The following is a 21,052-nucleotide window of genomic DNA, read 5'->3' on the forward strand; positions in this document are numbered from 1 at the left end:
TCCATGCTTGACGGTAAAGAACTGATCGCAAGGCTCGGCAAGGCCGCGACCGAACTGCGGGGCCGGCTCGTGCCCAATACGGCGATGGAGCGGGTGACCTGGCTGCGCGCCGGCGGTCCGGCCGAGCTTCTGTTCCAGCCGCTCGATGAGGACGATCTCCGGCTGTTTCTGCGGGCGCTTCCGGCGGATGTGCCATTGAGCGTCATCGGCGTCGGATCGAACCTGCTGGTGCGCGACGGTGGGCTTTCCGGCGCGGTGGTGCGCCTTTCGGCCAAGGGGTTTGGCCAGCAGGAGGTTGCGGGCGAGAACCGGATCATCGCCGGCGCGATTTCGCCGGACAAGCATATCGCCGGTTTTGCCATGGATCAGGGCATTGGCGGGTTCTCCTTCATGTATGGCATTCCCGGCTCGCTTGGGGGCGCGCTGGCGATGAATGCCGGCGCCCACGGCACGGAAATTTCGGAACGCGTGGTGGAGATCTATGGTCTGGACCGCAGCGGCGAGAAAGTGACGATCCCGCGCGAGGCCATGCGCTATGACTATCGCTCCGCCGCCGTGCCGAAGGGCGTGATCTTCACCGGCGCGCTGCTCGAGGGCTTTGCCCGGGATCGGTCGGCGATTCGCGACGAGATGGAGACGGTGCGTGCCCACCGCGAGACCGCTCAGCCGGTGCAGGAGAAGACCGGCGGCTCAACCTTCAAGAATCCCGACGGCCAGTCGGCCTGGCGGCTGATCGACGAGGCAGGCTGTCGCGGTCTGATGATCGGCGGTGCGCAGATGTCGCCGATGCACTGCAACTTCATGATCAATCGCGGCAATGCGTCGGCCCACGATCTGGAATATCTCGGCGAGACCGTGCGCGAACGCGTCTACAACCACTCCGGCATCCTGCTGGAATGGGAAATCCGGCGCGTCGGACGTTTCCTCGCTGGCCGCGATGTCTACGAATTCGTGCCTCAGGATCTGGATTGAGACCCGGCGCGGCAAGGCGCTTGTGGCAGGGCGTTAGCGCTGTCAGGCGGGGCTAAAAGCCTCAACCGGAACAGCTTTTTCTCATCCGGTTAACCAAAGTAAACACTTCATTAACCATCCTCCTTCACTAATGGGGACAAGAAACGCTTTCCTCAAAAAAGCGGTATTCCAGGTGTTGGTCCGGCTTTTGCCGGCAAAGGCGGGGACGGGTATGAGTTCCGGACATGTGGCTGTATTAATGGGCGGGTTTTCCTCCGAGCGTCAGGTCAGCCTGGCGTCGGGAAAGTCCTGCGCCGATGCGCTGGAAGCCGAAGGCTTCCGCGTCAGCCGGATCGACGTGACCCGCGATGTCGCCACCGTGCTTTCCGAACTAAAGCCCGATGTCGCCTTCAATGCGCTTCACGGCCCCTTCGGCGAAGACGGGAAGGTGCAGGGCATCCTCGAATATCTTGAAATCCCCTATACCCATTCCGGTGTGCTGGCCTCGGCGCTCGCCATGGACAAGGCCCAGGCCAAGCGGGTTGCTGCCGCTTGCGGCGTTCCGGTTGCGGACAGCCTTATTCTTCAGCGCGGCGAGATCGGCAATACCCACCCGATGGCGCCGCCCTATGTTCTGAAGCCGATAAACGAGGGCTCGTCCTTCGGCGTGCTGATCGTCGACGAGGACCAGGCAAATCCGCCGCAATCGATCTCGTCTAACGAATGGACCTTCGGCGAGAAGATCATGGTCGAGCGCTTCATCAAGGGTCGCGAATTCACCTGCGGCGTGATGGACGGCACGGCGCTCTGCGTGACCGAGATCGTTCCCGTCGGCCAGAAATTCTACGATTTCGACGCCAAATATCGGCCCGGCGGATCGAAACACATTCTGCCTGCGGAAATTAAACCGAATATTTACCAAAAGATTCAATCATTGGCCGTTCAGGCGCATCAGGCAATCGGGTGCCGCGGCGTTTCCCGTTCGGATTTCCGTTTCGACGAGACGCTGGGTGAGGACGGCATCATCTGGCTGGAGGTGAACACCCAGCCCGGGATGACCGAAACCTCCCTGGTACCCGAGATGGCTGCCGATGCCGGCTATGATTTTGGTGCATTTCTCCGGTGGATGGTGGAGGACGCTTCGTGTTTGCGATGAAGGCGAAAAAGGGCGATACGGCCGAGAACGGCCGCAGCGAACCCGTCGGACGGAGCGGCGTCCTGCCGCGTCCCGTCAGGCGCGTGGTCCGCGTTTCGACCGGCCTTCTCACCGGCCGCACGCCCGTGCCGCGCCATGCGGGAAGCCTCGCCGCGCTCGTCTTCTTCGTTGCCGTCGGCGCGAATGCGATTGCCGTTGCCGACAAGGGCGACCTTTTGCGCCGCGCGGCCTTCCAGATTGCCGGCTTTGCGGTCGAGGATATCGAGATATCCGGCAATGAGCAGACCTCCGAGATCGCCATTCTGCAAAGCCTCGGCCTCGAAGGCGCCTATTCGCTGCGGGGCATCGACGTCCAGCTGGCGCGCGGGCAGCTTCTGAACCTGCCATGGGTGGCGGAAGCCGATGTACGCAAGATCTATCCTTCGACGCTGAAGATCACGCTGACCGAACGCGAACCTTACGCGCTCTGGCAGCAGGAAGACGGCCGGACACTGATGATCGAGCAGAACGGAAATGTCATCGGCCCGCTCAGCGCGCCGAAATTTCGCCGGCTTCCCCTGGTTCTCGGCCAGGGCGGCAATTTTGCCGCCGCCGACATCGACGGCCTGCTCGAAGGCTGGCCGGCGCTTTCCGAGCGCGTGCGCGCCTACAAGCGCGTCGACGGCCGCCGCTGGGACCTCTATCTCGACAACGGCATGATCGTGAAACTGCCGCAGCAGGAAACGGAAACCGCGCTCGGGCGTCTCAAGAGCCTTGAAGAGAGCCGGTCGATCCTGGAGCGCGAGATCGCCGCCGTCGATCTCAGGCTTGAGGACCGGATCGCCATACAGCTGACGCCCGAAGCCATGGAGCGGCGTCAGGCGGCAACGGAGGCGCTCGAAAAGACAATCAAGAACAAGGGGAGGCGCCTGTGAGCCTGTTCGGCGGCGCCGGCTTCGGCCGGGCAAAACCCCTTTCCGCGAAGAAGACGCATATCGTGAGCGTGCTCGATATCGGCTCGTCGAAGATCGTCTGCATGATCGCGCGGCTGACCCCGCGCGCCGAAAGCCAGATCCTCCCGGGGCGCACCCACAATATCGAGATCATCGGCATCGGCCATCAGCGTTCGCAGGGCATCAAGAGCGGCGTCATCGTAAATCTCGATGCGGCCGAGCATGTGATCCGCCAGGCGGTGGATGCGGCCGAAAGCATGGCCGGCATCACGATCGACAGCCTGATCGTCAACGTCTCGGCCGGTCGCATCAAGAGCGATACCTATACGGCGGCGATCGATCTTGGCGGCCAGGATGTCGATGCCTCGGATCTGCGCCGGGTGCTGTCGGCCGTCTCGCGCCGCTCGATCAACGACGAGCGCCAGGTGCTGCATTCGCTGCCGGCCGGCTTCACGCTGGACGGCGAGCGCGGCATCCGCGATCCGCTCGGCATGTATGGCGAGACGCTCGGCGTCGACCTGCATGTGGTCACAGCCGAGCGGCTGGCGCTGCGCAATCTCGAACTCTGCGTCAACCGCGCCCATCTTTCGGTGGAGCGCATGGTGGCGACGCCCTATGCCAGCGGACTTGCAGCCCTTGTCGACGACGAGGTCGAACTCGGCTGCGCGGCGATCGACATGGGCGCCGGCACGACGACGATTTCGGTCTTTTCCGAAGGCCGGCTTGTGCATACCGACGCGATCAGTCTCGGCGGGCATCATGTGACCACCGATCTCGCGCGGGGCCTGTCCACCCGCCTGGAAGATGCCGAGCGGCTGAAATGCGTTCACGGTTCGACGCTCGCCTCGAGCGCGGACGAACGCGAGATGATCGCGGTGCCTTCGATCGGCCATGACGACCATGACCAGCCGCGCCAGATTTCCAAGGCGCTGCTGTCGAAGATCGTCCGGGCACGGGTGGAGGAGACGCTCGAGCTGATCCGCGACCGTATCCAGCTTTCGGGCTATTCGGCGGTTGTCGGCAAACGGGTGGTGCTGACCGGCGGCGCAAGTCAGCTGATCGGCCTGTGCGAACTCGCGCGGCGCATCTTGAGCCGCAATGTCAGGATCGGCCGTCCGATGGGCGTTTCCGGTCTGCCGCTTCCGGCCAAGGGCCCGTCCTTTGCCACGGCAGCGGGACTGTTGATCTATCCGCAGCTTGCGGAAAGCGAGACCTATGGCGGCGAACAGCGGGGTTTTCTGCCATCGGGAGGCGGACGTCTGTCACGCGTCGGCCAGTGGTTCAGGGAAAGTTTTTAAAGAACACCAAGAGATTGGCCGGCTTGGCGGTGCGGCCATAGCGAGAAGGAACGAAACCAAATGACGATTACGCTTCAAAAGCCAGATATTACCGAACTGAAGCCGCGCATCACCGTTTTCGGTGTCGGCGGCGGCGGCGGCAACGCCGTCAACAATATGATCACGGCCGGCCTTCAGGGCGTCGACTTCGTTGTCGCCAATACTGATGCCCAGGCGCTGACCATGACCAAGGCCGAACGCGTCATCCAGCTCGGCGTCGGCGTGACCGAAGGTCTCGGCGCAGGCTCCCAGCCGGAAGTCGGCCGGGCCGCTGCCGAAGAGTGCATCGATGAAATCATCGATCACCTCAACAACACGCATATGTGCTTCGTCACGGCCGGCATGGGCGGCGGAACCGGCACGGGCGCCGCGCCGATCGTGGCACAGGCCGCCCGCAACAAGGGCATTCTCACCGTCGGCGTCGTCACCAAGCCGTTCCAGTTCGAAGGTCAGCGTCGCATGCGCCTTGCCGATGCGGGCATCGAGGAACTGCAGAAATCGGTCGACACGCTGATCGTCATTCCGAACCAGAACCTGTTCCGGATCGCCAATGACAAGACGACCTTCGCGGACGCCTTCGCCATGGCCGACCAGGTGCTCTATTCGGGCGTTGCCTGCATCACCGACCTGATGGTCAAGGAAGGCCTGATCAACCTCGACTTCGCCGACGTCCGTTCGGTGATGCGCGAGATGGGCCGCGCGATGATGGGCACGGGCGAGGCATCCGGCGAAGGCCGCGCGATGCAGGCCGCAGAAGCCGCGATCGCCAACCCGCTGCTCGACGAAACCTCGATGCGCGGCGCGCAGGGCCTGCTGATCTCGATCACGGGCGGTCGTGACCTGACGCTGTTCGAAGTCGACGAAGCCGCAACCCGTATCCGCGAAGAAGTGGACCCGGATGCCAACATCATCCTCGGCGCCACCTTCGACGAGGAACTGGAAGGCATCATTCGCGTCTCCGTCGTTGCCACCGGCATCGACCGGTCCTTGGCAGAAGGCTATGAGGATGTCCCGGAGCCGCGCCGCGAGGCCCGTCCGGAAATCCGCAGCGTCAATGGCGGCCAGAGCAATGGCGGCCAGACCTTCAGCCAGGCGCCGCAGCCGTCCGCCCCGCAGCCTGCGCCGCAGCCGCGCGCGGTTGACCCGATCGCGGAGACGATCCGTTCGGCGGAGGCCGAAATGGAACGTGAACTGCAGATGGCCGTCTCCCGCGCGCCGCAGCAGAAGCCGCAGCAGCCGGGCATGAACATGCAGCCGAAGAGCCAGATCTTCGCAGCCGAGCCGCAGCACCAGACGCCGCGCCAGCAGGCCCCGAGCCAGCCGGCTCCGGCCCCGCAGCAGGCTCCGCGCCAGCAGGCCGCCGAGCCGCGTCGCATGCCGGAAGTCGCCGACTTTCCGCCGGTGGTTCAGCCGGAAATGAGCGCCAGCCGTCGCCAGGAGCATGAAGAGCGCGGCCCGAAGGGCCTGTTCAAGCGCCTGTCGAACACGCTCGGGCGCGGCGACGAAAGCTTCGAGGGGCATCACGAGCAGCAGCAGGCGCCCCGCCAGCAGGCGCCGCAGCAGCCTCAGCAAAACAATCCTTACGCGCCGCGTCGTGCTCAGGAGCAGCCCGCCGCCCGCCAGGATGACGATCAGTTCGATATTCCCGCCTTCCTGCGTCGCCAGGCGAACTGATCCGCCACGGTCCTGCCGCTTCCCGCGTTAGGGAAGCGCTAACCGTTTATTCGAAAACCTTCTCGCGAAGTGAGCCCGGTCGCCTCTGGCGGCCGGGTTTTTCGACTTTCGTAACATACGGAAAGAAACAGTGATTTGGATTCGCAAGGGCCAATGCGTAATTACATGCCAAGCGCGTGAATCGGGCGCAGCACGCTTCAGCGCCGGACCTTCCGGGCATGGGCGTCCCCGCCAGCCGTGTTTTTGAGTAAGATTTGAGATAAGGGCGTGAATATGTCGTCAGGATTTTTCGGTTTGCAGACAACGGTAGCCAAATCCGTCAGGATTTCGGGGATCGGTGTGCACTCGGGCAAGCCGGCGACCATCACGCTGCAGCCGGCCGAGGCCGACCACGGCATCGTCTTCGAACGCTATGCCGGCGGCAGGCGCATTTCCGCGTTTCAGGCCGTTTCCGACAATGTCGGCCCGACGGCGCTCTGCACCGTGCTCGGCGAGCATCCAGGCGAATGGATCGCGACGATCGAGCATGTGATGGCCGCGCTCTATGCCTTTGGCGTGGATAACCTGGTCGTTGCTGTCGAGGGCGGGGAAATGCCGATCATGGACGGCAGTTCGCGGGTTTTCGTCGAGGCTCTGGACGAGGCCGGAATCGTAACGCTTCCCGAAAAGCGCAGCTATCTCAAGGTGACCAAGACCGTGCGCGTGGAAAACGGCGCCGGCTGGGCCGAGTTCACGCCCTATGACGGGACGCGATTCGAGGTCGAGATCGATTTCGACACGCCGGTGATCGGCCGTCAGAAATGGGCCGGCGATATGAGCGCGGCGACCTTCCGCAAGGAACTGTCGGGCGCGCGGACCTTCGGTTTCATGCGCGATGTCGAGCCGATGTGGGCCCGCGGCTTCGCGCTCGGTTCCTCGCTGGAAAACTCCGTGGTGATCTCCGACGATAACCGCGTGATCAATCCCGAGGGCCTGCGCTACGAGCAGGAATTCGTGCGCCACAAGACGCTGGACGCCGTCGGCGATCTTGCGATGATGGGCATGCGCTTTGCCGGCAGTTTCCGGTCCTATCGCGGCGGCCACGCGCTGAACGCGGCGGCCGTGCGCAAGCTTTTCGAAACGCCCGGCGCCTGCGTCATCGTTTCGCCCCGGGGCGCCTTGCCGTTTCGCCTGCGTCAGGAAGACGTCGTCGCCGCCGGCCCGGTTTCCTGATCCGGGGCGGGCCGTTGCCATCAATGCCGGCGGCTTTTCGGAGCGCCGGCTTTTTCATGGCCGATGCTGACGGGGGTGCATCCAGAACGTGTTTTTCCGGATGCGCGACACCCTTCATGGCTGCGGCTCCTCCGCAGAAATTTATCGGATTTTCCGCGACGTGAGATTGCTCTTGCCTGCGGGATATGCGTAAAACGTCCTTCGACTTTGAAATGCGATCCACTGACGCTGCAAATGAGGCTCGAAGAATGGCTGGTACCAAAAAGAAAACCAATGTCGGCGCGTTTCGCGCAGCCGCGCTTCCGGTTGCCATCGTTCTCAGTGCAAGCGTGTTGTTGGCCGGATGCTCCCGCGACAAGGACGTCGACATCACCACGCTGCAGTATGAGGCCGATCCGCCGCAGCAGCTTTATGACGAGGCGCTTGCCAATATCAACGCCGGCAAGGTCAGCGAGGCGCTGAGAAAACTGAAGTCGATCCAGGACCAGAACCCGCTGTCGGACTACGCCCGTCAGGCGCTGATCATGCAGACCTACCTGCAGTATCGCTCGCGCAAATACGAGGCGGCCGTCACCTCGGGCAAGCGTTACCTGTCGCTCTATCCGAACTCCAAGGACGCGGCCTATGCCCAGTATCTGGTCGGCCTTTCCTATTCCAAGGAAATCGTCGATGTGACGCAGGACCAGGCGATCTCGGAACGGACGATCGAGGCGATGCAGAAGGTGATCGACAACTATCCGGACTCCGAATATGTGACCGACGCCCGCGCCAAGATCCGCTACGCCCGCGACCAGCTCGCCGGCAAGGACATGCAGGTCGGCCGCTATTACCTGGAGCGCAAGGACTATGTCGCGGCGATTTCCCGGTTCAACGCGGTCGTGAACAATTATTCCGATACCAACCAGATCGAGGAAGCGCTGGAGCGGCTGGTCGAGGCCTATTATGCCATGGGCGTGATTCCGGAAGCCCAGAACGCGGCCTGGGTTCTCGGCCACAACTATCCCGACAGCGTCTGGTACCAGCGTGCCTATAACCTGCTGAACAAGCAGGGGCTTGAGCCGAAATCGGCCGGCCGGGGCTCTTCTGTTTCCAGCGCGACCCCCAGCTAACTCTTTTTCGCCAGGGCGCGAACACCAAAATGCTAGTCCAGCTTTCCATTCGAGACATCGTTTTGATCGAGCGGCTGGAACTTGATCTCGGCGCCGGTCTTTCGGTCCTGACCGGAGAGACCGGCGCCGGCAAATCCATCCTGCTCGACAGCCTCTCGCTCGCGCTCGGCGCGCGCGGCGACGGTTCGCTCGTGCGTCACGGCCAGGATGCCGGCCAGGTGATCGCCGTGTTCGATGTGGACATGGACCACCCCGTGCGCCTGCTCCTGCGCGACAATGATCTTGATGACGAAGGCGATCTGATCTTCCGGCGGATGCAGTCCGCCGACGGGCGCACCCGCGCCTTCATCAACGACCAGTCGGTGAGCGTTCAGCTGATGCGGCAGGCCGGGCGGCTCCTCGTCGAGATCCATGGGCAGCATGACGAGCGCGCGCTGATCGACACGGACGGGCATCGTCGCCTTCTCGATGCTTTCGGCGGCCTTTCCGGCGATGTCGAGGCCGTGGCCGGGCTCCACCGAGTCTGGCGCGATGCCGAGCGGCGATTGAAGAAACACCGCGCCCAGATCGAGGAGGCCGAGCGCGAGGCCGATTTCCTGCGCGCTTCGGTCGAGGAGCTGCAGGCACTTTCCCCGGTCGACGGCGAGGAGGACGAACTGGCCGAGCGGCGCGCGACGATGATGAAGTCGGAGCGGATCGCCGGCGACATTTCCGAGGCGCTCGAGTTTTTGAACGGCAATGCCTCGCCCGTGCCGATGATCGCATCGATGGTGCGCCGGCTGGAGCGCAAGTCGCACGAGGCGCCGGGCCTGCTCGAGAACACGGTCAACCTGCTCGATTCGGCGCTCGAACAGCTTTCCAACGCGCAGATGGAGGTTGAAGCCGCGCTGGAGCGCGCCGCCTTCGACCCGCAGGAGCTTGAGCGCGTCGAGGAGCGGCTGTTCGCGCTCAGGGGCGCCGCGCGCAAATACAATGTGCCGGTGACCGAGCTTCCCGCCCTTGCCGAGCGCATGGTCGGCGACCTGGAAGAACTCGATGCCGGGGAGGCGAAGCTGGAGGCGCTTGCCGCCGAGGCCGAGGCCGCGGAAAAGGCCTTTTTCGAGAAGGCGAAGGCGCTTTCCGCGAGCCGCAATATGGCCGCCGAACAGCTTTCCGCCGCCGTCATGGCCGAACTGCCGGCGCTGAAGCTGGAGCGCGCGCGCTTTGCCGCCGTGGTCACGAGCGATGACGGCAGTGCCGGGCCGGAAGGCATCGACACGGTGTCTTTCGAGGTGCAGACCAATCCCGGAACGCGGCCGGGGCCGATCATGAAGGTGGCCTCCGGCGGCGAACTCTCCCGTTTCTTGCTTGCGCTGAAGGTGGCGCTCGCCGACAAGGGCTCCGCGCCGACGCTTGTGTTCGACGAGATCGATACCGGCGTGGGCGGCGCGGTAGCCGACGCGATCGGCCAGCGCTTGCGCCGGCTGGCCGAAAATGTTCAGGTCCTCTCGGTCACGCACGCGCCGCAGGTGGCCGCGCGCGCCAAGGGGCATTATCTGATTTCCAAGTCCGGGAACGGCAAGGGCAAGGACGATACGGTGGCAACCCGCGTGGCGGTGATCGGGCCGGAGGAGCGCCAGGAGGAAATCGCCCGCATGCTGGCCGGCGCAAAGGTGACGGCGGAGGCGCGCGCCGCGGCGGCGAAGCTTTTGTCCGGCGACAGTTAGGAAATTCAAAGCTTGCTGATATAAGGTCAGCCCCGGCCATGCCGAAAAGGCGGGCAAGACGCGCCAAACCAACGGGATTGCCCTTGATGAACGTTTTTCTGGAACACTACTGGCCGCATATTCTGGCGGTGATCTCCTTTGTCCTCGGGGCGACGGCGGCGATCCACGCCACCATGACCAAGGATGAGGTGCGCGCCGCGATCGGCTGGGTCGGCGTGATCATGCTCTCGCCCATTCTGGGCGCGGCGATCTATGCCGTGGCCGGCATCAACCGCATGCGTCGGCAGTCGGTGCGCGACAAGCGGCAGAGTGTTCCCGATGCCGTGGCGCACGAGGAGCAGAAGCACAGGGTCGACCGCGAGCGCGTGGTGGCGGATCTCGGCCCGCGCATGGGCGGGCAGTGGATGCTGGGCAACACGGTGACCGGCATGCCCGCCACCGCCGGCAACAAGGTCCGCCTGCTGGAAACCGGCGACGAGGCCTATGCGGCGATGCTGGAAGCGATCGACAAGGCCGAGCGCTCCATCCTTCTGGAAACCTACATCTTCGACAGTGACGCGATCGGGCAGCGCTTCGTTGAAAGTCTTTCAAACGCGGTCAAGCGCGGCGTCGAGGTGCGTATCCTCGTCGATTCCATCGGCGCGCGCTATTCGCGCCCGCGCATTACAAAGCTTCTGCGCGCGCACGGCATCCGCGTCGCCACCTTCAACGGCGCGGTGCTGCTCAGGTTGCGGCTGCCCTATGCAAATCTCCGGACCCACCGGAAAATTCTCGTCATCGACGGCGAGACGGTGTTTGCCGGTGGTATGAATATCCGCGCGGCCTTTACCGGTCCGAACGCCGCCCAGGATACGCATTTCATGCTGAAGGGGGCCGCCGTTGCCGACTATTTCACGGTTGCCGCCGCCGACTGGTATTTCGAAACGCACGAGGCGCTCGATGGCGAGGCCTGGAACATTGCCGAGACGTCGTCCGACGAAGGGCCGCTGATCGCCCGCGTCGTGCCCTCCGGTCCGGACCGGAACCTCTCCAACAACAACAACATGATCATGGGCGCGCTCTCGGTCGCAGAGGACCGCGTCCTGATCATGTCGCCCTATTTCCTGCCGGATCGCGACCTGGTTTCCGCGCTTGCCACGGCGGCGCGGCGCGGCGTGACGGTCGACATCATCGTGCCGGGCCAGAACAATCTCGGCCTCGTCGACCGGGCGATGACGGCGCAGTTCGACGAGATCATCGAGAATGGCTGCCGGATCTGGCGCGACAACGGCCCCTTCAACCATTCCAAGCTGATGACGGTTGACGGAAAATGGTCCTATCTCGGCTCATCCAACATGGACTCGCGCTCGCTCAGGCTGAACTTCGAGACGGACATGGAAGTCTTCGATGCGGACTTTGCAGGTGAGATCGAAGCGCGGATCGTCGCCGCGCGTGAGCGCTCGACGGAAGTGACGCGCAAGGCGCTGAAAAGCCGGCCCTTCGTCTACCGGCTGCGCGACCGGATATTGTGGCTGGGCTTGCCCTATCTGTGATCGAGACCCAATATAGAAGGGTGAGACGCCAGTTCCTCAAAGTGAAACAATGAGCCCGATCAAATCTCCCCTTGCCAATGCTGTGCTGCGTTCCTTCCGCGAAAACGGAAAGCGGCCCGATGCCGCCGTGCCCGTAAACGGGGACGGCCTCAAGGTCGCGACCTACAATGTCCATAAATGCGTCGGCGTCGACGGGCGCTTCGACCCCGACCGGATCTTCGAGGTGATCCGCGAGATCAGTCCCGACCTGATCGCGTTGCAGGAGGCCGATACGCGCTTCGGCGAGCGCACCGGCCTGCTTGACCTGAAACGGATCGAGGCGGAAACCGGGCTGGTGGCCGTGCCCGTGGAGGCGAGCGCGCGCGCCCATGGCTGGCACGGCAATGTGCTCCTGTTCCGCGACGGCGCGGTGCGCGACATCCACCGCGAGAAACTGCCGGGGCTGGAGCCGCGCGGCGCGCTGGTGACCGACATCGCGCTCAACAACGGTATTTCCCTGCGCGTCGCCGCCGTTCATCTCGGCCTTCTGCGCTGGGCGCGCCGCCAGCAGGCCGATCACATCATCGGGCTTCTCGGCCGGCGCGTCGAGGCGCCCTCGGTGATCATGGGCGACATGAATGAATGGCGGCTCGGCGACGGTTCGGCGCTGAAGAAGTTCGAGGCGGCCTTCGGTTCCCTGCCGCCGGCGCGGGCGAGCTTTCCGGCGCGATGGCCGGTTTTGGCGCTCGACCGGATCATCGCCAACCGCGACGGGCTGGTGGCCGATCTCGCCGTGCATGATTCGCTTCTGGCACGCGCGGCGTCCGACCATCTGCCGCTGACGGCGCTGCTCGACACCTCGGTTCTGAAGGGCGATAGCGCGCCGGGAGACGGGCTTTCGGCCGCTGCCGGTCTTTGAACTTGCCGAGCGCGCGCCAAATGCTCTAATGCGTCCGGATGATACGAAGGAGCGCGCGGCAATGGCGAAAGACAAGGTCCCGACCGACAAGATGACCCGGGAAGAGGCCGAGGCGGAACTCGCTTTTCTGGCGGAGGAAATTGCCCGCCATGACGCTGCCTATCACGGCAAGGACGCGCCCGAGATCACGGACGCCGAATATGACGCGCTGAAACATCGCAATGATGAAATCGAGGCGCGCTTTCCCGATCTCGTGCGTGAAGACAGCCCCTCGGCCCGCGTCGGCTCCGCGCCCTCGGAGGTCTTCGCGCCTGTCACCCATTCCGTGTCGATGCTCTCGCTCGGCAACGTGTTTTCCGACGAGGACGTGCAGGACTTCATCGCCTCGGTCTATCGCTTTCTCGGCCAGTTGCCGGACGGCTCGATCGCCTTTACCGCCGAGCCCAAGATCGACGGGTTGTCGATGTCGCTGCGCTATGAAAACGGTCGCCTGATCTCCGGCGCGACGCGCGGCGACGGCACCACGGGCGAGAACGTGACAGCCAATGTCCGCACCATTTCCGAAATCCCGAACCGCCTGCCGGACGGCGCGCCGGAGATCGTCGAGGTGCGCGGCGAGATCTATATGGCGAAGAGCGATTTTGCCGCGCTCAACGCCGCGCTCTCCGAGGCTGGAGAGAAGACCTATGTGAACCCGCGCAATACCGCGTCCGGTTCGCTGCGTCAGCTCGACCCGAAGGTGACGGAAAAGCGGAAACTCAGATTCTTCGCCTATGCCTGGGGCGAGATGTCGGAGATGCCGGCCGATACCCAGATGGGCATGGTCGGGACGTTCGAAGAATGGGGGTTTCCGGTCAACCCCCTGATGAAGCGGCTCTCCTCCGTCGATGACCTGCTGGCGCACTATCACGAGATCGGCGTCAAGCGCGGGGACCTCGATTATGATATCGACGGCGTGGTCTACAAGGTCGACCGGCTCGACCTTCAGGCGCGGCTCGGTTTCCGCTCGCGCTCGCCGCGCTGGGCGACAGCGCATAAATTCCCCGCCGAGCAGGCGATCACCCGGCTCATCGCCATCGACATTCAGGTGGGCCGCACGGGCGCGCTGACGCCGGTGGCCAGGCTTGAGCCGATCACCGTCGGCGGTGTTGTCGTCACCAATGCGACACTGCACAACGAGGACTATATCGCCGGCAAGGGCTCGAACGGCGAGCCGATTCGCGAGGGCCGCGATATTCGCGTCGGCGATTATGTGATCGTCCAGCGGGCCGGCGACGTCATCCCGCAGATCGTCGATATCCTGCCGGAAAAACGGCCGGAGGATGCGACACCTTACGAATTTCCCGACCACTGCCCGGTATGCGGCGCCCATGCGGTGCGCGACATCAATGAGAAGAGCGGCAAGGTGGACGCCGTGCGCCGCTGTACGGCCGGTTTTTCCTGCCGGGCGCAGGCCGTCGAGCATCTGAAGCATTTCGTCTCGCGCAATGCCTTCGATATCGAGGGGCTCGGCAGCAAGCAGGTCGATTTCTTCTTCGAGCATGAGGACCCGGGGCTTGCGATCCGCACGGCGCCCGACATCTTCACGCTCGAAAGACGCCAGGCCGAGGCGCTGACGAAACTCGAGAATTTCAACGGTTGGGGCAAAACCTCGGTCGCCAACCTGTTCCAGTCGATCAATGGACGCCGCGAGATCGCGCTGCCGCGCTTCATCTTTGCGCTCGGCATCCGCCATGTCGGCGAGACGACGGCGAAGCTTCTGGCCCGCTCCTATGGCTCCTACGCCGCCTTCGAACAGGCGATGCGGGAGGCGGCAGCAGGCGAGGGGGATGCCTGGGACGATCTCAACAATATCGACGGCATCGGAGCCGTGGTTGCCCGCGCGCTGGTCGACTTCTTTGCCGAAGAACAGAACGTTGCCGTGATCGCCCGTCTGCTGGAAGACGTGACGCCGCTTGACGATGCGCAGAAGATTGACACGACCAGTCCCGTCGCCGGCAAGACGGTGGTCTTTACCGGCAGCCTCGAGAAGATGACCCGCGACGAGGCCAAGGCCAAGGCGGAAAGCCTCGGGGCCAAGGTTTCCGGCTCGGTATCGAAAAAGACGGATATCGTCGTCGCCGGCCCCGGCGCGGGTTCCAAGCTGAAGAAGGCGGAGGAGCTCGGCGTGCAGACCATGGACGAGGATGAATGGCTGGCGCTGATCGGCGGGTGAGACGTGCCGCCGCGCTTGTAAAGCGGGCGCGCGCTCTTATCTCCTGAGATATCGGAACGTGAGACGGAGTGCAGGCATGCGTGGATATCTGGTTTCCCTCGTTGCGGGGGTGTTGCTCCTGGCGACCTCGGCAATGGCCGAACAGGTCGGCGAAGTCGGCGTCGACTGGGTTGGCAACGACATCGAGATCGAAGCCTTGCACGATCCCGAAATCGAGGGCGTGACCTGCCATATCGCCTATTTCGACCGTTCGGTGATCGACCGGTTGTCGAACGGCAACTGGTTCGAGGATCCCTCAAATTCCTCCATCGCCTGCCGCCAGACGGGACCGATCCGCATCGGCGATATCGATCTCGGGATGGACGGCGAGGAGGTCTTCAAGCAGGGCCGCTCGCTGATCTTCAAGAACCTGGTGATCAACCGCATCTATGATCGCGCCAATGACACGCTGATCTATCTGGCGCACACGCGCGAGATCACCGAAGGATCGGCGAAGATGTCGATGTCCACGGTGCCGCTTTACGGGCAGAACGTCGTCTGGGAAAATGGAGCCCCTGAATAGGCGAGGCGAACAGGCGGAAAGAGGGAGAGAGACCATCAGACTCGATTGCAGCTGCCAGTGCGGAAAGGTGCGCTTTTCCGTGGAAAGCAAAACGCCGGTGCCCTACCAGCGCTGCTATTGCAGCATCTGCCGCAAATCCGGCGGGGGTGGGGGCTATGCCATCAACATCGGTGCGGATGCCGCGACGCTCAACGTTTCCGGTGCGGAGCACAAGCGCTTCTATCACGCCCGCATGCATGACGGCGAGAGCGAGGCCGAGCGGCATTTCTGCGGGGCCTGCGGCTCGGCGCTCTATCTTTTCGATCCGCGCTGGCCGGAGCTCGTCCACCCGGTCGCCTCCGTCGTCGACACGCCCTTGCCGCGTCCGCCGGAGATCGTGCATATCATGCTCGGCTCGAAGGCTGCATGGGTCGATGTGCCGGAGGGCGAGGGTCATGTGCATTTCGAGGGCTACCCGGATCTTTCGCTCGAGGAATGGCACCGCAGGCACGGATTGCTGCAAGACTGAGGCCGGAGGGCCTGAAGGGAAGAGACAATGAAGATTTTCCGGCGCGTTCTCTGGGGTTCGGTGATTGTCGTCTGCGGACTCATCGTCTGGCTGGTCTACGAGATCGGCAAGACCAACGAGGAGATGATGAACATCCCCTTCGGCCCTGAATTCCAGCTGACGGCGGGCGACGGCTCGACAATCACCCAGGAGGCCTTGAGGGAAAAGCCGACGGCGATCTTCTTCGGCTTCACCCATTGCCCGGAGGTCTGCCCGACCACGCTTTACGAGATGAACGGCTGGCTCAACGAGGTCGATCCCGACGGCGACAAGATCAATGCCTACTGGATCACCGTCGATCCGGAGCGCGACACGCCGGAGATCATGCACCGCTATCTCTCCAACGTGACGGACCGGATCGAAGCGATTTCAGGAGATCCGGACAAGGTGCATGCGATGGTCGACGAGTTCGGCATCTACTACAAGAAGGTGCCGCTCGACCCCAACGAGCCGGACGGCGATTACACCATGGACCACAACGCTTCGGTCTTCCTGCTTGATGACGGCGGGGTGCTGAAGGGCACGATCGCCTATGGCGAAAATCCCGAGGTGGCGGTAAAGAAGCTCGAGAACCTGGTCAACTGAGGCTTGCCTTGCGTCAAACGGGGCGGTATCGCCACGTTTCATATCTTTCTAGCGCATCGGCCCGAAAATCGGAATCGACTTTCGGAAAGCACGATGCGTCGATTCAACAGGCTGGAGCGTCCTTTGTGCGTGCGAATGGACGCACGGGCCTCTCGGCCATCGAAAGGGCAGACCGCAGTGACCCAGATCCGACTCTATGTCACCACCGATGAGGCCGGGGCGGGCCGCGTTCTGGACGCCCTTTCCGAGCAGCTCGGCGAGGCGCCCTACGCGCTGGCGACCATGGAGATCGACGAGAAGGCGTGCATATGGGAAGCCTCGGTCTATCTGGAGGCGGAAGAGGAAGAGGCGCTGCGCGCGGTTTTCGAGGCTGCACTCGGATTTTTCCCGGAGGCCGAAAGGCCGGAGGTCGAAAAGGAAGTCATCCCCGACGTCGACTGGATCGCCAGGTCGCTTGAGGGGTTGAAGCCCGTGCGTGCGGGGCGCTTTCTGGTGCATGGCGCCCATGATCGCGAAGACCGCCGGCCCGGCGACATCGCGCTCGAGATCGAGGCGGGACAGGCCTTCGGGACCGGCCACCACGGCACGACCGCCGGCTGCCTGGAGATGATCGACACGCTGCTGAAGGCCGAGGCACCGCGCAACGCGCTTGATCTTGGAACGGGAACCGGCGTCCTGGCCATGGCCGTGCGCAAGCTCCGGCCGATCCCGGTTCTGGCGACCGATATCGACGATGTCGCCGTCAAGGTCGCCCGCTGGAATGCGCGCCAGAACGGCATTGTATCGGGCGTCGATTTCGTCACCGCGCCGGGATTTCACCATGCCGCCTTCGCCGAGCACGGCCCCTTCGACCTGGTGATCGCCAATATCCTCGCCCGCCCGCTGATGAAACTCGCGCCCGGCCTGCGCGCGAACCTTTTGCCCGGCGGCTCGGTCATCCTCTCCGGCATTCTGGAAACACAGCGCTGGAAGGTGCTGGCGGCCTATCGCGCCCAGGGCATGCGCCATGTGCGCACCTATTGGCGCGAAGGCTGGGTGACGCTTCTGCTCAAGGGGTAGTTCAAACGGCGAGGCTGAACGTGTTGTCGCCGATGCTCATGCGCGCCTGCCGGCGCAGCGCGCGCTCCTGCTGCGGCGAACACTGGTAGATCTCGCGGTAGCATTTGGAAAAATGCGAGGCCGAGACGAAGCCGCAGGCGACCGCCACATCGACGACCGGCATGGTCGACTGCGCCAGAAGGCGGCGGGCGCGGTCCAGCCGGATCTCCAGATAATAACGCGCCGGCGAGCGGCCCATTTCCTGGCGAAACAGCCGTTCCACCTGGCGGCGCGACAGGCCGACCGCTTCGGCGATCTCGACCAGCGACAGGGGCTCGGCCAGATTGGCCTCCATCAGTTCGATGATCTGCAGAACCTTGCCGTTCTGGACGCCGAGACGGGCGCGAAGCGGCAGGCGCTGGCGCTCGGAGGAAGGGCGCACGCGGTCTGTCAGCGCCTGTTCGCAGACGGCGTTGACGAGACCGTCGCCGAACTCGCGGCTGATGATATGCAGCATCATGTCGATTGAGGCGGAGCCGCCGGCACAGCTGTAGATATTGCGGTCGATCTCGAACAGGTCCGCATGGGCGTCGATTTCCGGATAGGATTCGCAAAAGCCCGGCATGTTTTCCCAGTGGATCGCACAGCGCCTGCCCTTGAGCAGGCCGGCGCGGGCCAGAAGATGAGCGGCCGTACACAGCGCGCCGATGCCGCAGCCGCGGTTGTTGAGCTCGCGCAGCCAGGCCTCGAAGGATTTGTTGTCGTAATCCTCGACATTGACGCCGGAACAGACCAGCACGAGATCGGGGCGCTTCTCGCCCATCAGCGAACGGCGCTCATCGGCAAGCGAGGTGTCCGGATCGACGGCGATGCCGCTCGAGGAACAGACCTTCTGGCCATTGCCGGAGGTGATCCGCCAGCGATAAGCCTCGAAGCCGAGCATCCTGTTGGCAATGCGCAATGTCTCGATCGCGCCCGAGAAGGGCAGGAGCGAGAATTGAGGAACCAGATAAAAAACGAACGATCTCACCATTGTGCACACACCGCCGCAGTCAAAGCCGGAATCTGATCTTGTGGAATTAACTTCTGCAAGAAATATGGCCGCCAATAGTCTGATTGCGACACTGACACAGACAAATGCGCCAGCAAAGCCGATCCCGATCCGGTTTGTGATTTTTTTATGAAGCGTTGCGCATTCGCTTCATTGCAACCGCTCCGAGGCCGGGGCGACCTTGTGGGCCGCCGTTGCTGCAACGCGGTGAAAGGCGGTCGCCGGGGATCAGCGGCGACCGCGCGTCTCAGTCATAGCGCCAGTGCTCTTCGCGGGCGATGATGTCGTCGCGCAGATGCGGCGGGATGCGATTGACATTGCGTTCTCTCAGCGCCTTGCGGGCAGCTTCATCGCGCTGTTCTGCGAGCCTGGCGAACGGGGCGACCAGATGTCTGAGGATGATGAACAGTCCCATTTCGTGTCTCCTTCAATACGTCTCTTGATGACCTAATGCCAAGGTAGGTGTATTTGACATTCAATCAAACGAAATGTAGTTATGGTATTCATCAACAAAATTGAATTGATGGAGCGCTCCATGGCCAATTTCCTGCAGACGCCGTTACCGGTCCTCGACAACGACATTCTCCGCACCTTTGTCGCGATCGCCGAGACCGGCAGTTTTTCCGGCGCTGCGGAAACCGTGTTCCGGACGCCGTCGGCCGTCTCCATGCAGATCAAGCGGCTGGAGGAGCAGCTTGGCGTGTCGCTCTTCGTGCGCGACGCCCGCTCGGTGCGCCTGACCCACAGCGGCGAGACGCTTTTGACCTATGCCCGCCGCATGCTCGCGCTCTCCAACGAGGCGATGTCGCGTTTCAGACATCCGGACATGCACGGCGTGGTCCGGCTCGGCGCGACGGATGATATCGGCGAGCGCATCCTGCCGACGATCCTGAAGCGCTTCGCCGAGGCTTTCCCCGGCGTCATGGTTGACGTCACCATTGACAACAGCGTCGGTCTGCGCCGGCGTCTCGGCGAACAGCGGCTCGATCTCACACTGCTCAATTCCGGCAAGGGCGCCTCGGATGAGGACAGCGAACTCATTCTGCGCGAGCGGCTTGTCTGGGTGGGCGCCTGCGGCGGCACGGCACATACGAAGGACCCTTTGCCGGTTTCGATGTGGGAGCAGGGCTGTTCGTGGCGCAACGAGGCCGTGGAGAAGCTGACGGAGATCGGTCGGGCCTATCGCGTCGCCTATATGAGCGCGACCACCATGGTCCAGCGCGCCGCCGTCCTCTCCGATCTCGCCGTTGCCCCGATCGCCTCCTATTACCTGTCGGACGGGATGGAGGTGCTGGGCAAGGCGGAGGGGCTTCCGGAGCTCGGCTTTTATGAAATCCGCCTGAAATTCTCCGAACAGCGCGGCGAACTGGTCGAGGCGGTCGCCGACGCCATCCGTCACGCCTTCCGTCCCACCGAACGGCAAAGCCGGGTGGCCTGAGAGCGGCCTCAGAAAAGCAGCGCGATCAGCGCGCCGGCGGCAACGATCACGAGACTCGCCAGCAGGATCGAGAAGACACCGACCGCAAGGCCGATAATCAGCCCGTAACCGTCGCGCTCGGTAGCTGACAGGCCAATGATCGCGAGGGCAAGCGCCGGGAGCCAGTTGCCGAAGGGGATCGGAAAGAACACCACGATCGACAGCAGAAGCGCGAATGCCCCAAGGGCGCGTTCGGCCCGGCGCGTCTCCAGAAACCAGAAGCGCGGCCGGACGGCGCTTTCGATCCACCGCAACCAGGGAAGGACGCGGTCAAGGATGGCCATGCCGCGCGCGCCGTCGACGGAGAACCGCGCGATTCGCTCCGGAAGCCAGACCCGCGTGTGGCGCGATACCATCATCTGCCATGAAACGAGGATCAGCGGCAGGCCGAGAAGCAAGGTGGCGCCGGGCGGCAGCGGGATCAGGTTCGGGATCGAAAACAGCACGATGAAGGCACCGAAGGAGCGCTCCGCCAGCGCATCGTCGAGCTGTTCGAGGCTGAGACGACCGTCCGGCCCGGGACGCAGGCAGGCGAGAATCTCTGAAAGCCTGTCGCCTTCGTGGGATCTCGGTTCAGCTCCGGCTTCGTCGTCGTGCACGTTTGTTCCTCCTTTGGTCGGCTTCAGGGTAGATGGGGGCGCGAACGGAGAAAACCAGTTGTTTTCCATCAATTTTCAGGGAGCGGGCGGCGCGTCACAGCGCGCGACAAAGCCACGCCCGAGCTGTGCAAAAGCCGGGGACCGGCTGTGGAAAACGGGCGGACGGACTGTGGATACGTTCGCTCGGCCGAAAATGACGCATCGCCGCGGAACCCGGGGGCTTCAGGAACGTTGAACAGGCAACCCGACGCAAATTCAGGAGATGCAAATGTTCAAGGGAAAAATCATCGCAGCCTTCACCCTGTTCGCCATGAGCGCTCTCGTCGCTTCCTGCGGCAACACGATCGAGGGCATGGGTCAGGATACCGCCAACGCGATCGATGCCACCCAGGATGCCGGCCAGTCGATCGACAACGCCGCCTCCTACTGAGCTTTTCGGAATCCGATCATTCAACGCGCCCGGGCAGAATA

The 21,052-nt window shown here is 63.5% G+C and carries 20 protein-coding genes; 17 read left to right on the plus strand and 3 right to left on the minus strand.

All coding sequences use genetic code 11. The features are described from left to right. The first annotated feature begins 3 nt into the window (after positions 1-3). The 15 genes from murB (at position 4) to JET14_RS07155 (ending at position 17,475) form a co-directional block, all read left to right on the plus strand. Positions 4-972 (plus strand): UDP-N-acetylmuramate dehydrogenase, encoded by a 969-nt coding sequence (gene murB, locus JET14_RS07085; RefSeq protein WP_200337402.1) that lies wholly within the window; start codon positions 4-6, stop codon positions 970-972. Positions 973-1,183: 211 nt separating this feature from the next. Next, positions 1,184-2,107: a D-alanine--D-alanine ligase gene (locus JET14_RS07090; RefSeq protein WP_200337403.1), complete on the plus strand. Its 924-nt coding sequence runs from the start codon at positions 1,184-1,186 to the stop codon at positions 2,105-2,107. Continuing rightward, positions 2,104-3,021, plus strand: coding sequence for a cell division protein FtsQ/DivIB (locus tag JET14_RS07095; protein ID WP_200338012.1), 918 nt, complete (start codon positions 2,104-2,106; stop codon positions 3,019-3,021). Before JET14_RS07090 ends, JET14_RS07095 begins: the two co-directional genes overlap by 4 nt. Next, entirely contained in the window at positions 3,018-4,337 is a 1,320-nt protein-coding gene (gene ftsA, locus JET14_RS07100; RefSeq protein ID WP_024708061.1) for a cell division protein FtsA, read from the plus strand. Before JET14_RS07095 ends, ftsA begins: the two co-directional genes overlap by 4 nt. A gap of 60 nt (positions 4,338-4,397) precedes the next feature. Beyond that, entirely contained in the window at positions 4,398-6,050 is a 1,653-nt protein-coding gene (gene ftsZ, locus JET14_RS07105) for a cell division protein FtsZ (protein WP_200337404.1), read from the plus strand. Between the two features lie 273 nt (positions 6,051-6,323). Then, complete coding sequence (gene lpxC, locus JET14_RS07110; RefSeq protein WP_200337405.1) at positions 6,324-7,262, plus strand: UDP-3-O-acyl-N-acetylglucosamine deacetylase; 939 nt, start codon at positions 6,324-6,326, stop codon at positions 7,260-7,262. 248 nt (positions 7,263-7,510) lie between these two features. Beyond that, complete coding sequence (locus tag JET14_RS07115; RefSeq protein WP_200337406.1) at positions 7,511-8,371, plus strand: outer membrane protein assembly factor BamD; 861 nt, start codon at positions 7,511-7,513, stop codon at positions 8,369-8,371. Between the two features lie 29 nt (positions 8,372-8,400). Then, positions 8,401-10,077, plus strand: a complete 1,677-nt coding sequence (gene recN, locus JET14_RS07120; RefSeq protein ID WP_200337407.1) for a DNA repair protein RecN — start codon at positions 8,401-8,403, stop codon at positions 10,075-10,077. Between the two features lie 86 nt (positions 10,078-10,163). Then, the gene (locus JET14_RS07125; RefSeq protein WP_200337408.1) at positions 10,164-11,609 is read left to right on the plus strand and encodes a phospholipase D-like domain-containing protein; all 1,446 of its coding nucleotides are present in this window, start codon (positions 10,164-10,166) and stop codon (positions 11,607-11,609) included. A 49-nt stretch (positions 11,610-11,658) separates the two neighbouring features. Beyond that, positions 11,659-12,507, plus strand: a complete 849-nt coding sequence (locus tag JET14_RS07130) for an endonuclease/exonuclease/phosphatase family protein (RefSeq protein ID WP_200337409.1) — start codon at positions 11,659-11,661, stop codon at positions 12,505-12,507. Positions 12,508-12,568: 61 nt separating this feature from the next. Beyond that, positions 12,569-14,722 carry an NAD-dependent DNA ligase LigA gene (ligA, locus tag JET14_RS07135; RefSeq protein ID WP_200337410.1) on the plus strand — a complete coding sequence of 718 codons (2,154 nt, stop codon included), beginning with the start codon at positions 12,569-12,571 and terminating at the stop codon, positions 14,720-14,722. A 76-nt stretch (positions 14,723-14,798) separates the two neighbouring features. After that, the gene (locus JET14_RS07140; protein WP_200337411.1) at positions 14,799-15,284 is read left to right on the plus strand and encodes a CreA family protein; all 486 of its coding nucleotides are present in this window, start codon (positions 14,799-14,801) and stop codon (positions 15,282-15,284) included. A gap of 34 nt (positions 15,285-15,318) precedes the next feature. Then, positions 15,319-15,792, plus strand: coding sequence for a GFA family protein (locus tag JET14_RS07145; RefSeq protein ID WP_246750611.1), 474 nt, complete (start codon positions 15,319-15,321; stop codon positions 15,790-15,792). A 27-nt stretch (positions 15,793-15,819) separates the two neighbouring features. After that, positions 15,820-16,416, plus strand: coding sequence for an SCO family protein (locus JET14_RS07150; protein WP_200337413.1), 597 nt, complete (start codon positions 15,820-15,822; stop codon positions 16,414-16,416). A gap of 177 nt (positions 16,417-16,593) precedes the next feature. Beyond that, positions 16,594-17,475: a 50S ribosomal protein L11 methyltransferase gene (locus JET14_RS07155; protein ID WP_200337414.1), complete on the plus strand. Its 882-nt coding sequence runs from the start codon at positions 16,594-16,596 to the stop codon at positions 17,473-17,475. A gap of 1 nt (position 17,476) precedes the next feature. Here JET14_RS07155 and JET14_RS07160 read toward each other — a convergent pair whose 3' ends face one another. Both JET14_RS07160 and JET14_RS07165 read right to left on the minus strand, forming a co-directional pair. Then, a complete protein-coding gene (locus JET14_RS07160; RefSeq protein ID WP_200337415.1) occupies positions 17,477-18,487 on the minus strand; it encodes a GlxA family transcriptional regulator in 1,011 nt (336 codons plus the stop codon). 265 nt (positions 18,488-18,752) lie between these two features. Further along, entirely contained in the window at positions 18,753-18,920 is a 168-nt protein-coding gene (locus JET14_RS07165; protein ID WP_200337416.1) for a hypothetical protein, read from the minus strand. Between the two features lie 120 nt (positions 18,921-19,040). On the opposite strand from JET14_RS07165, the gene JET14_RS07170 reads away from it, so the two are divergent. Continuing rightward, positions 19,041-19,943: a LysR family transcriptional regulator gene (locus JET14_RS07170; RefSeq protein ID WP_036237056.1), complete on the plus strand. Its 903-nt coding sequence runs from the start codon at positions 19,041-19,043 to the stop codon at positions 19,941-19,943. A gap of 8 nt (positions 19,944-19,951) precedes the next feature. Here the strand turns inward: JET14_RS07170 and JET14_RS07175 are convergent, their stop codons facing one another. After that, entirely contained in the window at positions 19,952-20,581 is a 630-nt protein-coding gene (locus tag JET14_RS07175) for an exopolysaccharide biosynthesis protein (protein WP_246750547.1), read from the minus strand. Between the two features lie 310 nt (positions 20,582-20,891). On the opposite strand from JET14_RS07175, the gene JET14_RS07180 reads away from it, so the two are divergent. Then, positions 20,892-21,011 carry an entericidin gene (locus JET14_RS07180; protein ID WP_244435552.1) on the plus strand — a complete coding sequence of 40 codons (120 nt, stop codon included), beginning with the start codon at positions 20,892-20,894 and terminating at the stop codon, positions 21,009-21,011. Positions 21,012-21,052: the final 41 nt, after the last annotated feature.

Origin of the sequence: Martelella lutilitoris, from assembly GCF_016598595.1 — a bacterium.
GTDB lineage: Bacteria > Pseudomonadota > Alphaproteobacteria > Rhizobiales > Rhizobiaceae > Martelella > Martelella lutilitoris_A.

Coding starts and splice junctions, on each gene's coding strand:
- murB (WP_200337402.1), top strand. CDS start 4: ATGCTTGACGGTAAAGAACTGATCGCAAGGCTCGGCAAGGCCGCGACC.
- JET14_RS07090 (WP_200337403.1), top strand. CDS start 1,184: ATGAGTTCCGGACATGTGGCTGTATTAATGGGCGGGTTTTCCTCCGAG.
- JET14_RS07095 (WP_200338012.1), top strand. CDS start 2,104: ATGAAGGCGAAAAAGGGCGATACGGCCGAGAACGGCCGCAGCGAACCC.
- ftsZ (WP_200337404.1), top strand. CDS start 4,398: ATGACGATTACGCTTCAAAAGCCAGATATTACCGAACTGAAGCCGCGC.
- lpxC (WP_200337405.1), top strand. CDS start 6,324: ATGTCGTCAGGATTTTTCGGTTTGCAGACAACGGTAGCCAAATCCGTC.
- JET14_RS07115 (WP_200337406.1), top strand. CDS start 7,511: ATGGCTGGTACCAAAAAGAAAACCAATGTCGGCGCGTTTCGCGCAGCC.
- recN (WP_200337407.1), top strand. CDS start 8,401: ATGCTAGTCCAGCTTTCCATTCGAGACATCGTTTTGATCGAGCGGCTG.
- JET14_RS07125 (WP_200337408.1), top strand. CDS start 10,164: ATGAACGTTTTTCTGGAACACTACTGGCCGCATATTCTGGCGGTGATC.
- JET14_RS07130 (WP_200337409.1), top strand. CDS start 11,659: ATGAGCCCGATCAAATCTCCCCTTGCCAATGCTGTGCTGCGTTCCTTC.
- ligA (WP_200337410.1), top strand. CDS start 12,569: ATGGCGAAAGACAAGGTCCCGACCGACAAGATGACCCGGGAAGAGGCC.
- JET14_RS07140 (WP_200337411.1), top strand. CDS start 14,799: ATGCGTGGATATCTGGTTTCCCTCGTTGCGGGGGTGTTGCTCCTGGCG.
- JET14_RS07150 (WP_200337413.1), top strand. CDS start 15,820: ATGAAGATTTTCCGGCGCGTTCTCTGGGGTTCGGTGATTGTCGTCTGC.
- JET14_RS07160 (WP_200337415.1), bottom strand. CDS start 18,487: ATGGTGAGATCGTTCGTTTTTTATCTGGTTCCTCAATTCTCGCTCCTG.
- JET14_RS07165 (WP_200337416.1), bottom strand. CDS start 18,920: ATGGGACTGTTCATCATCCTCAGACATCTGGTCGCCCCGTTCGCCAGG.
- JET14_RS07170 (WP_036237056.1), top strand. CDS start 19,041: ATGGCCAATTTCCTGCAGACGCCGTTACCGGTCCTCGACAACGACATT.
- JET14_RS07180 (WP_244435552.1), top strand. CDS start 20,892: ATGAGCGCTCTCGTCGCTTCCTGCGGCAACACGATCGAGGGCATGGGT.